The organism is Arthrobacter sp. EM1 (assembly GCF_029964055.1).
Lineage (GTDB): Bacteria > Actinomycetota > Actinomycetes > Actinomycetales > Micrococcaceae > Arthrobacter.
In genome coordinates this window covers 2790875-2805377 of the sequence record NZ_CP124836.1, presented here as the reverse complement: position 1 = coordinate 2805377, position 14503 = coordinate 2790875, and the positions used below count along the sequence as shown (strand labels likewise).

Below are 14503 nucleotides of genomic sequence, written 5' to 3'. Positions count from 1 at the left end.
AAAGGAACGCACATGTCTTTGCCAGCCAACTCCTCCTCAAAGAACCCAGGCTTCAACACCCGCGCCGTGCACGCTGGCCAGGCGTTCGAGCCGCGGACCGGCGCCGTTGTGCCGCCCGTGCACTTCTCCTCCACCTACGCCCAGGACGGGATCGGCGGTCTACGGTCCGGCTACGAGTACGGGCGCGGAACCAACCCCACCCGGGATTCACTGCAGGAACAGCTCGCCGCGCTGGAAGGCGGCTCCGCTGCCTTCTCCTTCAGCTCCGGTCTGGCCGCCGAGGACTCCATGATCCGTGCGCTGACCCGCCCCGGCGACCACATTGTGCTGGGCAACGACGCTTACGGCGGCACCTACCGGCTGATCAGCCGGGTTCTGGGGGAGTGGGGAATTGGCAACACTCCGGTGGACATGTCCAGTCTTGACGCCGTGGCGACGGCCGTGGCGGCCCACAAAACCCGGCTCGTGTGGGTGGAGACGCCGTCGAACCCGATGATGAAGATCACCGACATCGCGGCGCTCGCCAAGGTGGCGCACGACGCCGGAGCCCTCCTGGTAGTGGACAACACCTTCGCCTCGCCGTACCTGCAGAACCCGCTGGGCCTCGGCGCCGACATTGTGGTGCATTCCACTACCAAGTACATCGGCGGGCACTCGGACGTTGTCGGCGGTGCCATCATCGTCAACGACGCGGACCTGGCCGAGAAGATCGGCTTTGTGCAGTTTGCCGTCGGCGCCGTCTCCGGCCCGATGGATGCTTTCCTCACCACCCGCGGGCTCAAGACCCTCGGCGTCCGGATGGACCGGCACAGCGACAACGCCCAGGCCGTGGCCGAGTGGCTGCTGCAGCGCCCCGAAGTGGAAGCCGTACTCTACCCGGGACTGCCCTCACACCCCGGCCACGAGCTCGCCCGGAGGCAGATGAAGAAGTTCGGCGGCATGATCTCCGTGCAGTTCAAGGGCGGCGAGGCGGCGGCGCGCAAGGTGGCCGAGTCGACTTCCGTGTTCACCCTCGCGGAGTCCCTCGGCGGCATCGAATCGCTGGTGAATTACCCGTCGGAAATGACCCATGCCTCGGTCAAGGGCACCGAATTGGCCGTCCCCGTCAACCTGATTCGGCTCTCCTGCGGCATCGAGGATGTTGAGGACCTGATCGCTGACCTGGAGCAGGCTTTCTCACAGATTGCGTCCCAGACCGGCGGGTCAGGCAGCTAACCACCCGTGACCACCACCACTGCCACGTCCTCAACCACCCGCGGCTGGCTCGCGACGGCGGCCGGCGCGCTCGCCGTCGGCCTCGCGCTGGTGGTGCTGTATTCGGCGTATATTCCGCTGATGAATGACTTTGAGGTTTACTTCTACGGCGGCAGCCGGGTGCTGCAGACCGGGGAAATCGGCGTCAACGAGCTGTACGCGGCGCGGGACGGGCTGCCGTTCACGTACCCGCCATTCGCGGCGCTGCTGTTCGCGGCCATGGCGACACTGGGCCAGGGCGGCGGGAGTCTCTTGTTCACCTGCACGGCACTGCTGGGCGCCGCTGTCTTGGCCGCCTGGCTGGCGCGGCACTACTTCCGCCCCGGCAACTGGCGGAACGCATTCGCGGACTGGCGTTTCCGGACAATGGCCCTGGCCGGCACGGCAGCGATCCTGCTGTTGGGGCCCTGGCGGGACACTTTCGACTTTGGCCAGATCAACATCATTCTGATGGGTCTGATCCTGGCCGACTTCGCGCTCTACGGCAAAGCCCGTGCCGGGCATATCCGCTGGCCCGCCGGCTTGCTGATCGGCATGGCTGCGGGCATCAAGCTGACTCCGCTCGCGTTCGGGCTCTACTTCCTGGTCCGCCGCGATTTCAAAGCCCTCGCCTGGATGGCGGCCGGCTTCTTCGGTTCCATCGGCCTCGCCTGGGCCGTGCTGCCGACGGCCTCGCTCACCTTTTGGACCAAGATCCTGCCTGACACCGGTCGAATCGGTGGGCCCGCATACGTGGACAATCTTTCGGTCAAGGGCTTGCTGCTGCACCTGGGGCTGCCGGATTCCGGCGTGACCAGCGTGTTGTGGCTGGTGCTGGCCCTGGCACTGGCTGCGATCACAGCACTTGTGATCACGCGGGCCGTGGCCGCGGACGAAAACCTGGTCGCCGTCTCGGCAACCGCCGTGCTGATGCTCCTGGTCAGCCCGGTTTCCTGGTCCCACCACTGGGTATGGATGGCTGTCGCCCTGCCCGGCATGGGCTTCGCGATCCGGCGGGTGCCATCCAGGAACGGGCGGATGCGCCGTGCGGGCTGGATCATCGTTGCGTTCTCCGCGCTTTCTTTTTACCTGACGCCCAAGTACCTCTCGGTCTTGGCGGGCGCAGCGGAGTGGGGTAAGGACCCGCAGACCCAGTGGCAGCTGATCGTGGCCAGCCTCGGGGTGCTCTGCGGCATCGCCATTCTGATCTACTGGGCGCTGGCGTACCGGCCTTCCCGGACGGTGCTGCACCCGCAGGCTGCCCCGGGGGCGTAGCGCCGCGAGCTGCCCACTCGCGCCGTCGCCAGTGGGCAGTTCGCCGCAATGTTTCGCCAAACACTGCCGCGAGCTGCCCACTCGCCCGAGCAGCGCCGGTGTTCCCGGCATCGCAGCTAGGTAGCATGCCTGCCGGCCTTCGGCTGGACCCTGCGGGAGGCCCCGGCCCGGTACCGCGGATTGCGGTGGCTTATGGGCGCAGTGCTGGGCCTGTCCGCACCCGTCTTCTTCTGGTCGCCGAAGACCATCGGTGTGCCCTCGGCGCCGAAAACCTCAATGTCCAGGCGCCTTACCCGTGGATTATGGCCTCCAGTGCCGGCGTGTTCTGTGCCCTGGCCATCATGGTGTGCCGGCTTCTGGTCCTGCGCCGCGCTTCCCTGACGCCGGCGATCCAGACCCCGCAGGTCGATGAAGCGGACTACCGCCGAGTCGGCACTGATGGCGATGATTGCGCCAAACACTGCCGCGAAATGACAACCCGGGCGGTCTCCGACGCCGGTGCGGCCCGGGCCTACACTGGTGAAATGGACACCGCCTCTGTTTTCGCCGTCTGCCGCGTGCACCAGTTGCTGAACGACACCGGAAGCGTGGGCGTGACAGCCATCGACAAACGGCCGGTGGCCGGGCCGGTCAAGGTGCACAGGCTTGGACTGCGCGGTGACATCCAGGCCAGCCGGATCCATCACGGCGGCGAAGACCAGGCGCTCTATGCCTACTCCCAGGACGACGCCGACTACTGGGCAGCGGAGCTCGGCCGCGAACTGCCGCCCGGGACCTTTGGTGAGAACCTGCGCGTCGCCGGCGTCAGCGCAACCAACGCCGTCATTGGGGAACGCTGGAAGATCGGACTCGACGTCGAAGTTGAAGTAACTTCTCCGCGCACGCCCTGCGCCACGTTCCAGCGCCGCATGCAAGAGCCGCACTGGGCCAAGCGGTTCGGCGATGCCGGGCGGGTGGGAACGTATCTGCGGGTAGTGCGCGTCGGCAGCATCCAGGCAGGGGACCACATCCACCGGATCTTCGTTCCCAGCCACGGGGTGACGATCGGTAAATGGTTCAGCGAGCCGGCATTCGAGGATATGGAGGCCCTGCGTGACGCCGACGCCGACGGTGAGATCCGCCTCCAGCCTGAGTACCACGGGGAATTCGAGAAGCTGCAGCTCCGTCTCCGGGCGTAGGGCAGCGGGCCCCGTGTGCGCAAGCTCACCGCTGTTCCGGGCCCTCTGGTTACCCATGCGAGGATTCATGCTTTATGATTGAAGTATCCCCCACTCCGGAAATCCCTTATTTCCTGCCCAATTCTTGAGGCAAGACTGGTAAGTGTTGGGGCCCGCGCAATTGAGATGCGGGCATTTTCATAGGGAGAGCCGGCTAAAGAAAACGCTGTACAGACTGCTGTGATAGCAGCCAAGAGATGCAGCGGGAAGTCCTGCCACGGGATTGCGAAAGCGCCGGGCTTCTATGTGACCGGCCGGTCAAGTACGTCCGGCGATTCAGGTCACGCGTACTGCGGCTCCGCTCACCTCGGGTTGTGCCGCTTGGCCCCTATGGATGAGGATATTTCACCTATGCCCGAAAATCAGAACAACTCCGTCGACACCGAAATCACCACCGAGAATAGCCAGGTCGACGTCGAGACTTCTGAAACGGCTGCCCCCGCAGCCGGCTCCGCCCCGGAATTCACCGAGGCGCCTGCGGACCACGAAGCTCCGGCCGCCGCCGAAGCCGCACCGCAGACCGAATCTAAGCCCGAAGCCGCATCAGCTCCGGCGAAGGAAGACGACGCCGAAGACGAAGGCGTCAAGTTCGTAGACCTCGGCATTGACGGCCGTGTCCTGGCCGCCCTGCAGGATGTGGGCTACGAGAAGCCTTCGCCGATCCAGGCAGCAACCATTCCGTTGCTGCTCGAAGGCCGCGACGTCGTGGGCCTGGCCCAGACCGGTACCGGTAAGACTGCAGCATTCGCAGTACCGGCGCTGTCCCGCCTGGCCGAGCTCCACGACCTCAACGGCCCGTCCCGCAAGACCCAGGCCCTGGTGCTCGCACCGACCCGTGAGCTCGCGCTCCAGGTTGCCGAAGCGTTCACCTCCTACGCCAAGCACATCGACGATTTCACCGTCCTTCCGGTGTACGGCGGCTCCGCCTACGGCCCCCAGCTCAACGGCCTGCGCCGCGGCGCCCAGGTTGTTGTCGGTACCCCCGGCCGCGTGATCGACCACATCACCAAGGGGTCCCTGGATCTGTCCGAGCTCCAGTACCTCGTGCTGGATGAGGCCGACGAGATGCTCCGCATGGGCTTCGCCGAAGACGTGGAGCAGATCTTCCAGCAGACCCCCGCGGGCCGCCAGGTGGCGCTGTTCTCCGCCACGATGCCGAGCCAGATCCGTCGGCTCTCCAAGCAGTACCTGAACAACCCCGCCGAGGTACAGGTCAAGTCCAAGACCACCACCGGCGCCAACACCCGCCAGCGTTACCTGCAGGTCATGGGCCCGCACAAGCTCGATGCGCTGACCCGCATCCTCGAGGTCGAAGAGTTCGAGGGCGTCATCGCCTTCGTCCGGACCAAGATGGCCACCGAGGACCTCGCCGACAAGCTGCGCTCGCGTGGCTTCCAGGCTGCTGCCATCAATGGTGACATCCCGCAGCAGCAGCGTGAGCGAACTGTCGAGGCCCTGCGTGACGGCAAGATCGACATCCTCGTCGCCACCGACGTCGCGGCCCGCGGCCTTGACGTTGAGCGCGTCAGCCACGTGGTCAACTACGACATCCCGCACGACACCGAGTCCTATGTGCACCGCATCGGCCGTACCGGCCGTGCAGGGCGTTCCGGCGACGCGATCCTCTTTATGACCCCGCGGGAGAAGTACTTGCTCCGGTCCATTGAGAAGGCGACCCGCCAGCCGGTGGAGCAGATGCACCTGCCCACCGCCGAATCGGTCAACACCCTGCGCCTTGGCAAGTTCGCGGAGAAGATCACCGAAACCCTCGCCTCCGAGGATGTTGCGGCGTTCCGCGACCTCATCGCTTCCTATGAGGAAGAGCACAACGTTCCGGCGTCGGAGATCGCTGCCGCACTGGCCGTGATGGCTCAGGGCGGCCAGCCTCTCCTGGTCAAGGAACTGCCGGCAGCCCCGGAATTCCAGAAGCGTGAACGCGCCAAGGATGGCTTCGGCTCCCGTGGCCCGACCCGCACCCTGACCGAGGGCAACGCCACCTACCGGATCGCCGTCGGACGCCGCCAGCGCGTGATGCCGGGTTCCATTGTTGGCGCCATTGCCAACGAAGGCGGCATCTCCTCGGCCCAGATCGGCGGCATCGACATCCGTGCGGACCACTCCCTCGTGGAGCTCCCGGCGGACCTCAGCGCCGACCAGCTCAAGGCGCTGTCCCGCACCCGGATCGGCGGCGAACTGATCCACCTCGAACTGGACAACGGACGCAAGCCCTCCGGCGAGCGTGGCGGCTACCAGGGCAGCAGCAGCCGTAGTGGCGACCGCGGCGGTTACTCCGGCGGCGGCGACCGCGGGGGGAACTTCAAGGGTAACGGCGGCTTCAAGCGCGAATTCCGCAAGACCGACGGCGAGCGGTCCTCCGCGGACCGTGGCGGACGTTCCTTCAGCGACCGCAACGAGCGCGGCGTCGGCACCGACGCCGCGCGCAAGCCGCGCACCGAGGGCGGCTTCAAGCCCCGCAACAAGTGGTAGCCACTCGCTGCTGAGCACTGAATCACCCTGAGAACGGGCCGGCTTTTTTGCCGGCCCGTTTCGGTTTAAGTTCCTTTGGTCACATACCGGCCCCATGTTCCGCATCTTGGCGGCAAAGGCGCCGTCGACGGCCTTGTCCAGGTGCGCGTCCTCGAAGACGATGAACGGCGCGTTCCGGCCGAGCTCCATGCAGATGCTCAGTACGTTGGTGGCGGTGTCGGCCATGAGTCGTTGCCCGCCGGCCAGCAGCGGCCCGGAGCTGCCCGCGGCGCTGGCGGAGGCCACGACGTTGAGTACTCCGGCGGGCAGGCCAGCATTTAGCATGGTCTGCGCAAAGAGCTGGGCGGTTGGCGGGGTAAGCCCAGCCGGCTTGAACACTATGGTGGCGGGACCCCGCAGACCACCACATGCGAGTTCTGCTGGACCCACAAGGGCCCTTCTACAACTGCGATATGAGAGAACACCGCGACCGCGACCATCTGGAACCAAAGATGACACCAGCTGGCTGGTTCCCTGACGTGAGGCTCCACCACGAAAAGTGGGGCTTTCCAAGGCCTACCGCCGAAAACTGTGCCCGTTCCGATTCTGGGTTTCGGGCACTCGCTGGCCGGACAACGCGTGCGACATCTGGCTCTCACCTCGACATGGCGGGCGACGGACATAAGGAAGGTTGGGGCCGTGGCGTTCATTCGGGGAGGGATGGCCGATGTGCCGAGATTCCCCGAGATCAGTGGCGAAACGCAGAGACCTTCCAAGCTTCGTAGCCTTGCGCTTTGTCGATCATTTTCCGCGGATTGTTGCCTTCCTGGGCAAGCCACAGGATATTGGAATCCTTTGTGGCGTGGTCGACGCGGCCTGTGCGGACTGTTTTTCCCTGGCGCCGGATTTCCACTGTTGCGCCGATCAGGTGTGCCCAGTCGTCATGAAGGATCATGAAGTTCGTTCCTTTTCAGAGTGGTTGGGCTACCAGCCGCGCTCGGCGAGGCGGTGCGGGGCCGGGATTTCGTCGACGTTGATTCCGACCATGGCCTCGCCCAGGCCGCGGGAGGCCTTGGCGATCTCGTCCGGGTCATCGAAGAAGGTAGTGGCCTTCACGACGGCGGCCGCCCGCTGGGCCGGGTTGCCGGACTTGAAGATACCGGAGCCAACGAAGACACCGTCGGCGCCGAGCTGCATCATCATCGCCGCATCCGCCGGGGTGGCGATGCCGCCGGCGGTGAACAGCACCACGGGGAGCTTGCCGGTGGCGGCCACTTCCTTCACCAGTTCATACGGGGCCTGCAGTTCCTTGGCCGCGACGTAGAGCTCGTCCTCGGCCATCCCGGCGAGCCGCTTGATCTCCGCACGGATCGAGCGCATGTGCGTGGTGGCGTTGGAGACATCCCCGGTGCCGGCCTCACCCTTGGACCGGATCATCGCCGCGCCCTCGTTGATCCGGCGCAGCGCCTCACCAAGGTTCGTGGCACCGCAGACGAAGGGAATCGTGAAATTCCACTTGTCGATGTGGTTCGCGTAGTCCGCCGGGGTCAGGACCTCGGACTCGTCGATGTAATCCACGCCCAGGGTCTGGATGACCTGGGCCTCGACGAAGTGGCCGATCCGGACCTTCGCCATGACCGGAATGGACACGGCCGCGATGATCGCCTCAATCATGTCCGGATCGGACATGCGGGACACACCGCCCTGGGCGCGGATGTCGGCCGGAACGCGTTCCAGCGCCATCACTGCCACGGCTCCGGCATCCTCGGCAATGAGAGCCTGCTCGACGTTAACGACGTCCATAATGACGCCGCCCTTGAGCATCTCCGCCATACCGCGCTTGACGCGGCTGCTGCCCGTAGCCCGGGGAAGTGGCTGATTCAATGGATGTCTCTTTCGTTGTTTGTGGATGTACCGGGCGCGCCGTGGTGACACGGCTAGCGCCGGACTCCTGGGTGGGGCCAGGAGCTAGCGCAGGACGACTGTCCGGTTGTCTTGAAGGAAAACGCGTCCCTCGCAGTGCCAGCGGACGGCGTTCGATAGTGCCTTGCGCTCGGTGTCGCGTCCGGCGGCCACGAGATCCTCGGCGCCGAAGGTGTGGTCTACCTCGACCACCTGCTGGGAGATGATGGGCCCTTCATCGAGCTCCGCGTTGACGTAGTGCGCCGTGGCCCCTACCGTCTTCACGCCGCGGGCGTGCGCCTGGTGATAGGGTTTGGCGCCCTTGAAGCTGGGCAGGAAGGAGTGGTGGATGTTGATGGCACGGCCATCCAGGCGTCGGGTGAGCTCGTCGCTGAGGACCTGCATGTAACGCGCCAGAACCACGAGTTCGACATCGAGCCGGTCGACGAGCTCCATTAGGCGCTCTTCGGCTGCTGGCTTGGTGGCAGCCGTGACGGGCACGTGGAAGAAGGGGATGCCGTGCCATTCTACGATTCCCCGGTGGTCCGGATGGTTCGAGACGACCCCGACAATGTCGATGGGCAGCTCGCCGATGCGGGCGCGGAACAGCAGATCGTTGAGGCAGTGCTCGAATTTCGAGACCATGATCAGGACCCGGCGTTTCGCCCCGTGGGCGCGCAGTTGCCACTGCATGCCGAATTTTTCGGCCACGGGCGCGAAGGCCTCCTCAAGCGAACCAAGGGCGGCCGGTCCGCCGGGGGAGTTGTCGGCCACGGCGAAGTGGATCCGCATGAAGAAATGGCCGTCGTCCTGGGAGTCGAATTGCTTGCTTTCCAGGATGTCGCAGCCCTGTTCGAGCAGGAATCCGGACACGGCGTGGACGAGGCCCCGTGTTTCCGGGCAGTCGAGGGCCAGAACGTATTCATCGACGGTGCTGTTCGCGGTGCTATTTAAGGTATCCATGGCTCAGCACTCGATGACGTTGACGGCGAGGCCTCCACGGGAGGTTTCCTTGTACTTGGTTTTCATGTCCGCTCCTGTTTCGCGCATGGTTTTGATGGCTTTGTCCAGGGACACTTTGTGGCTGCCGTCGCCGTGGAGGCAGAGGCGGGCGGCGTTGATGGCCTTGACGCTGGCGATGGCGTTGCGTTCGATGCAGGGGATCTGCACGAGCCCGCCGACGGGGTCGCAGGTCAGCCCGAGGTTGTGTTCGATCCCGACCTCCGCGGCGTTTTCTACCTGCGCGGGCGTGCCGCCCAGGACTTCGGCCAGCCCGGCTGCGGCCATGGAGCAGGCTGATCCGACTTCGCCCTGGCAGCCGACCTCGGCGCCGGAGATGGAGGCGTTGATCTTGAACAGGATTCCGACGGCGGCGGCCGTCAGGAGGAAGCGGATGACGCCGTCGTCGTTGGCTCCGGGGACGAACTTGACGTAGTAATGCAGGACCGCGGGCACGATGCCGGCCGCGCCGTTGGTGGGGGCGGTGACGATCCGTCCGCCGGCGGCGTTTTCCTCGTTGACGGCCAGGGCGAACAGGTTCACCCATTCCATCGCGAGCAGCGGGTCCGCGGGCACCTGGACTGGGTACGGGTTCCTCGCTTCGGTTTCGGCGTTCACGGCGAATGCTGCCAGCGTCCGGAACAGGGCAGGGGCGCGTCGTTTGACGTTCAGCCCGCCGGGCAGGATGCCCTCGGCCGCGCAGCCGTTCTCCACGCATTGGCGCATGACGGCCCACAGGGCCAGGAGCTTGTCCCGGAGTTCGGCTTCGCTGCGCCAGAGAAGTTCGTTGGCGAGCATAACGTCGGCGATGGACATGTTCTCGCGGGCACAGATTTCCAGGAGCTCGTCGCCAGTGGTGAAGGGGTAGGGCAGCACGGTGTCATCCGCCACCACTTGGTCAGCGCCTTGGGCGGTGCCGTCAACAACAAAGCCGCCCCCGATCGAGTAGTAGCTGCGCTCCTTGAGCACTGCCCCGGTGTGGTCCAGTGCCCGGAAGGTCATGCCGTTGGGGTGGGCCGGTAGGGACTTGCGGCGGTGCAGCACCACGTCCTCGTCCCAGTTGAAGTCCACCCGGTGGTCCCCGCCGATCCGGAGCTCGGCGTCGAGGGCGGCGGCCGCGACCTGGTCGTCGGCGGTGGAGGTGTCCACCGTGTCCGGGTCCTGGCCCTGGAGGCCCAGGACCACGGCCTTGTCCGAGCCGTGGCCCCGGCCAGTGGCGCCGAGGGAGCCGAACAGTTCGGCCTGCACCCTCGTTGTGGCGCTCAGCTGCCCCTCGCTCTTCAGTCCGTCTGCGAACCGCTTGGCCGCCCGCATCGGGCCGACCGTGTGGGAGGAGGACGGCCCGATGCCAACAGAGAACAGATCCAGGACGCTGAGCGCCATCAGGGGACCTCAGGGGATGCGTATTCGCGCATGGCGTCCAGGAGCCAGCGGCCCAGGAACTCCGCGAACGAGGCCCGGGGGAAGAGCCGGAAGCTGTTCTCTGCGGTCTTCTGCAGTACCAGGGGGATGTTGCCGACTTCGGTGGTCAGCGCCGTTCCCGGGGTGAAGCTGCGGGGGTGCAGATCAAGGGCGCAGCCCTTTTCCAGGACGGCCCGGGCGCGCGGGCCTGAGAGCTCGAACGTGGTGCGGTTGGCGGAGAGATCCACCACCTGGCCTGGGGCGTCGCCCAGTGCTTCCAGGAGGGAGCCGAGGAGGTTGCCGCCCAAGGAATCGTGGGCAGCTTCCGGTGCGACTGCCATGAACTCGGACGGTCCGAGCCAGAGGACGCTGATGCTGTCCGTGCCGGCCACGTCACCGCAGCGTGCCGGCAGTCCGCCGGTCGCGGCTGCGATCCGTGATCCTGCCTCGGAATGGGGGTCCACGCGGACTCCGGCCATGGTCTGGAACGGACCTTCGTTGAGGACCACCTTGCCCGGGACGGATCCGGCCGCCAGCGCTTCGGTCAGGTGGTAGGCGGGGCTGCGGCGGATGTCCCGGAGTCCATTGATGCCTGTCAGTGCTGCTGTATTAGCCATCTTTGCGGGTCCCTTCGGGGTCAAAAAGTACGGTTTCTGCTATAACGACGTCAATCAGCTGGTCCCCGGCGGCGGCCACAAGGGTTTCGCCGATACGGTTGCGGCCGTTCTTGATCAGGGCCAAGGCAAACGATTTGCCCAACGCGGCGCTGTGGTAGCTCGAGGTCACGAACCCCTGCATGGGGACGGGGCCGTAGGCGGGGTTCGTGGTGATGCCCTGCTCGACGAGCTGAGTGCCTTCCGGGAGCCGGATCGTGCCATCCACTGGAAGGACGCTGACCAGGTGCTTCCGGTCTGTGCGGCCAGCGTCGGCCCGGGCGTAGGAGCGCTTGCCGATGAAGTCCTTGACCTTCGATACAACCCATTCCATGCCGGCGTCCTGCGGGGTGACGGTCCCGTCGGTGTCCTGACCGACGATCGGGTACCCCTTTTCTGCGCGGAGCACGTGCATGGTTTCGGTGCCATAGGCGGTGATGTTGAATTCGGCCCCGGCGGCGGCCACGGCTTCCCAGGTGTTCAGCCCGTACCAGGACGGGATGTTGATTTCGTAGGCCAGTTCGCCGGAGAAGGAGATCCGGCAGATCCGGGCCTGCACGCCGGAGGCGAGGGTTGTTTCGCGGAAGGTCATAAAGGGGAAGGCTTCCGCTTTCAGCCCGCCGTCCGCGGCAAGCTCCGGGGCCACCTTTGCGAGTACAGCGCGGGAGTTGGGCCCGACTACGGCAATGGTGGACCACTGTTCGGTCACCGAGGTGCAGTGCACGTCCAGTTCAGGCCATTCGGTCTGGAGCCATTCCTCCAGCCAGTCGAGCACCTTCGCGGCGCCGCCGGTGGTGGTGGTCATGAAGTACCGGTCTTCGTCGAGGCGCAGGGTCACGCCGTCGTCGAAAATCATCCCGTCCGCCATGCACATCACGCCGTAGCGGGCCGAACCCGGAGCGAGCTTCTTGAAAGCGTTGGTGTAGATACGGTTCAGGAACTCGCCGGCATCCTTGCCGCGGATTTCGATCTTGCCCAGGGTGGTGGCATCCATAAAGCCCACGGACTCGCGGACGGCGGCGCATTCGCGCAGTACTGCGGTGTCCATGTCCTCGCCGCCCTGCGGGTAGTACCAGGGGCGCTTCCACTGCCCGACGTCCTCGAACAGGGCACCTTTGGCGACGTGCCACGGGTGGATCGAGGTGAGCCGGGCGGGGTCGAACAGCTCACCGCGCTGGCGTCCCGCGAGTGCTGCGAACGCCACCGGCGTGAACGGTGCCCGGTAGGTGGTGGTGCCGATGTCGCCGATCCCGCGCGAGGCCTCGCCGGCCTGCCGGAGCGCGGCGGCGATGACGCCGATCGCGTTGACGCCGGAGGTCTTGCCCTGGTCGTTGGCGGTGCTGATGGAGGTGTAGCGCTTGATGTGTTCCACGGACCGCATGCCGGCGCCGGTGGAACGCAGCACGTCGGCCACGGACTGGTCGCGCTGGAAGTCCACGAAGTGGTGGTGCCAGTCATCCGGGCCGCCTTCCTGCCCGGGGACCAGCCAGAGCTGGCGGGTCGGGCCGGTCGCCTTCGGTTCGCCGATGGGGGCGGGTTCGACGGAGGATGCGAAGCCTGCGGCGATGGCGGCTGAGGCTCCGGCGGAGATGCCCTCGGCCAGGCAATCCTCAAGTTCGAAGCTGCCGCGGCCGGAGCCGATGGTCTGCTGGTTCGGGACCACGGTGCTCGGCACGAAAGCGGCGAGCCCGTCGTCCCAGCGCAGCTTGCCCTGGCGCTGGGAGTGGAGGTGGACCAGCGGGCTCCAGCCACCTGACACGGCCAGGAGATCGCAGGCGACCTCCTCGACCCCGGAGGTGAGTTCGCCGTCGTCGTTGATGCTGCGGACGGTGACGGCATTGAGCCGGCCGTCGCCGGAGTCCGTGCCATCTCCAGAGGAAGAGGTGTTGGCAACGGCGCTGCCGATCAGCACCCGGGTGCCGGTTTCGACGGCGGCCGCAGCAACGTCCGTGAGCTTGGCCCGGGCGTCGACGACGGCGGCGACCTTGACGCCGGCGGCCTGCAGGTCTGCAGCCAGGGCGTAGGCGCTGTCATTAGTGGTGCTGATAACGACGCGCTGGCCCGCGGCAACGGCGTAGCGGTTGAGATAACTGCGGACGGCCGAGGCGAGCATGATGCCGGGGCGGTCGTTGTTCTCGAAAACCAGTGGGCGTTCGTGGGCGCCGGGGGCGACCACCACCTGGTTGGCGCGGACGTGCCAGATCCGCTGCCGGGACACACCGGGAGCGGCAGGGCTGGGCAGGTGGTCGGTGCGGCTCTGGACGGCGATGACGTAGTTTGCGTCGTAGGCGCCGAAGGCGGATGTCCGGTTCAGGACGGTGGACTCGGCGGCAGAAACCAGTTCGGCTTCGACGTCTCCGACCCATTCCAGCGCGGGCTTGCCTTCGATGGTCTCGGTCAGCCCGGGCGCGGTTGAGCCGGAAAGGAGGGATCCGCCCAGCTCGGGCTGGTCGTCCATCAGGATCACGCGGGCGCCGGTGCGGACGGCCTCGCGGGCCGCGGCGAGGCCGGCGGGGCCGCCGCCGATCACCAGGACGTCGGTATGGACGTATTTCTTGTCATACTCGGCTCGGTCCTCCTCCGGGTCCAGCTTGCCCAGGCCGTTGAGGAGTTCTGCTTTCAGGCCGTCCACCAGGGTGACAGTGGTGGCCGGGAGCATGGATTCGGCAACGTCGCCGGGGAAGCGCGCAGCAATTTTGACCATGGCGTTGGATTCCTCCACGCCGGCGGACATGATGCCACGGGTCCGGTCCTCGTAGAGCGAGTTGCCGGCGGCGATGCGGCCGTTCGCGATCAGGGCCGAGGCGAGTGTGTCGCCCGGGTGGCCGGTGAATTCCTCGCCGTCCACGGTGAAACGCCAGGCGATGGTGCGGTCGATGCGTCCGCCGGCGGCAAGGCGGGCGTTCTGGGAAGTCACTTGGTTGCTCCCTTCGGGGCAGTGGTGCTGGCCGGTGTTGCGGCCGGGGCGATGCTGGAAGCTGCGATGCTTGGGGCGGAGTCCCCGGTGGTGGTGCTCTCGGCAGTGGTGCTGGCAGTGCCGGATTCGGCAGCGGCCGGGACCGATACATCGGGCCGGGGCGTTCCCATCGGGTACACGGCCTGGATGCCGTAGGTCACGGTGTCGCGGAGCATGTTGAACCACTGGCGGCATCCGGTGCTGTGCAGCCAGCGTTCGGCGAAAATGCCCTTGGTGTTTTCGCGGTAGAACAGGAACTCGGCCCATTCCTTGTCATTCAGGTCGTTCGGGTTCTCCGGGTACGGGACGTGGGCCTGGCCGCCGTAGTGGAACTCGGTCTCGTCGCGCGAGCCGCAGTTGGGGCATGAGATAAGCAGCATGTGCGTCTTCTTTCTAAGGGA

The 14503-nt window shown here is 66.1% G+C and carries 12 protein-coding genes and 1 pseudogene; 5 read left to right on the top strand and 8 right to left on the bottom strand.

Going from position 1 to position 14503, the window contains the following annotated elements; genetic code table 11:
- Positions 1-12: 12 nt before the first annotated feature.
- From QI450_RS12955 to QI450_RS12940, 4 genes are all read left to right on the top strand, one after another.
- Positions 13-1215: a cystathionine gamma-synthase gene (locus QI450_RS12955; protein ID WP_226773955.1), complete on the top strand. Its 1203-nt coding sequence runs from the start codon at positions 13-15 to the stop codon at positions 1213-1215.
- A 6-nt stretch (positions 1216-1221) separates the two neighbouring features.
- Positions 1222-2508, top strand: a complete 1287-nt coding sequence (locus QI450_RS12950) for a glycosyltransferase 87 family protein (RefSeq protein WP_226773954.1) — start codon at positions 1222-1224, stop codon at positions 2506-2508.
- A gap of 524 nt (positions 2509-3032) precedes the next feature.
- On the top strand, positions 3033-3686 hold the full coding sequence (locus tag QI450_RS12945) for an MOSC domain-containing protein (protein WP_226773973.1): 654 nt from the start codon (positions 3033-3035) through the stop codon (positions 3684-3686).
- Positions 3687-4076: 390 nt separating this feature from the next.
- Positions 4077-6212 (top strand): DEAD/DEAH box helicase, encoded by a 2136-nt coding sequence (locus QI450_RS12940; protein ID WP_226773953.1) that lies wholly within the window; start codon positions 4077-4079, stop codon positions 6210-6212.
- A 90-nt stretch (positions 6213-6302) separates the two neighbouring features.
- On the opposite strand, the pseudogene QI450_RS12935 reads toward QI450_RS12940, so the two are convergent.
- Positions 6303-6596: pseudogene (locus tag QI450_RS12935) on the bottom strand (aldehyde dehydrogenase family protein); the annotation flags it as partial.
- 23 nt (positions 6597-6619) lie between these two features.
- Here QI450_RS12935 and QI450_RS18120 point away from each other — a divergent pair.
- Positions 6620-6976 carry a hypothetical protein gene (locus QI450_RS18120; protein ID WP_309485677.1) on the top strand — a complete coding sequence of 119 codons (357 nt, stop codon included), beginning with the start codon at positions 6620-6622 and terminating at the stop codon, positions 6974-6976.
- Here the strand turns inward: QI450_RS18120 and QI450_RS12925 are convergent.
- From QI450_RS12925 to QI450_RS12895, 7 genes are all read right to left on the bottom strand, one after another.
- A complete protein-coding gene (locus QI450_RS12925; RefSeq protein ID WP_226773952.1) occupies positions 6940-7146 on the bottom strand; it encodes a hypothetical protein in 207 nt (68 codons plus the stop codon). The genes QI450_RS18120 and QI450_RS12925 overlap by 37 nt on opposite strands.
- A 29-nt stretch (positions 7147-7175) precedes the next feature.
- Positions 7176-8075, bottom strand: coding sequence for a pyridoxal 5'-phosphate synthase lyase subunit PdxS (gene pdxS, locus QI450_RS12920; protein WP_226773951.1), 900 nt, complete (start codon positions 8073-8075; stop codon positions 7176-7178).
- Between the two features lie 84 nt (positions 8076-8159).
- Positions 8160-9056 (bottom strand): formyltetrahydrofolate deformylase, encoded by an 897-nt coding sequence (gene purU / locus QI450_RS12915; protein ID WP_226773950.1) that lies wholly within the window; start codon positions 9054-9056, stop codon positions 8160-8162.
- 3 nt (positions 9057-9059) lie between these two features.
- Positions 9060-10475 (bottom strand): L-serine ammonia-lyase, encoded by a 1416-nt coding sequence (locus QI450_RS12910; protein WP_226773949.1) that lies wholly within the window; start codon positions 10473-10475, stop codon positions 9060-9062.
- On the bottom strand, positions 10475-11110 hold the full coding sequence (locus tag QI450_RS12905) for a sarcosine oxidase subunit gamma family protein (protein ID WP_226773948.1): 636 nt from the start codon (positions 11108-11110) through the stop codon (positions 10475-10477). Before QI450_RS12905 ends, QI450_RS12910 begins: the two co-directional genes overlap by 1 nt.
- A complete protein-coding gene (locus QI450_RS12900; RefSeq protein WP_226773947.1) occupies positions 11103-14063 on the bottom strand; it encodes a 2Fe-2S iron-sulfur cluster-binding protein in 2961 nt (986 codons plus the stop codon). Before QI450_RS12900 ends, QI450_RS12905 begins: the two co-directional genes overlap by 8 nt.
- Positions 14060-14482 carry a sarcosine oxidase subunit delta gene (locus tag QI450_RS12895; protein ID WP_226773946.1) on the bottom strand — a complete coding sequence of 141 codons (423 nt, stop codon included), beginning with the start codon at positions 14480-14482 and terminating at the stop codon, positions 14060-14062. Before QI450_RS12895 ends, QI450_RS12900 begins: the two co-directional genes overlap by 4 nt.
- Positions 14483-14503: the final 21 nt, after the last annotated feature.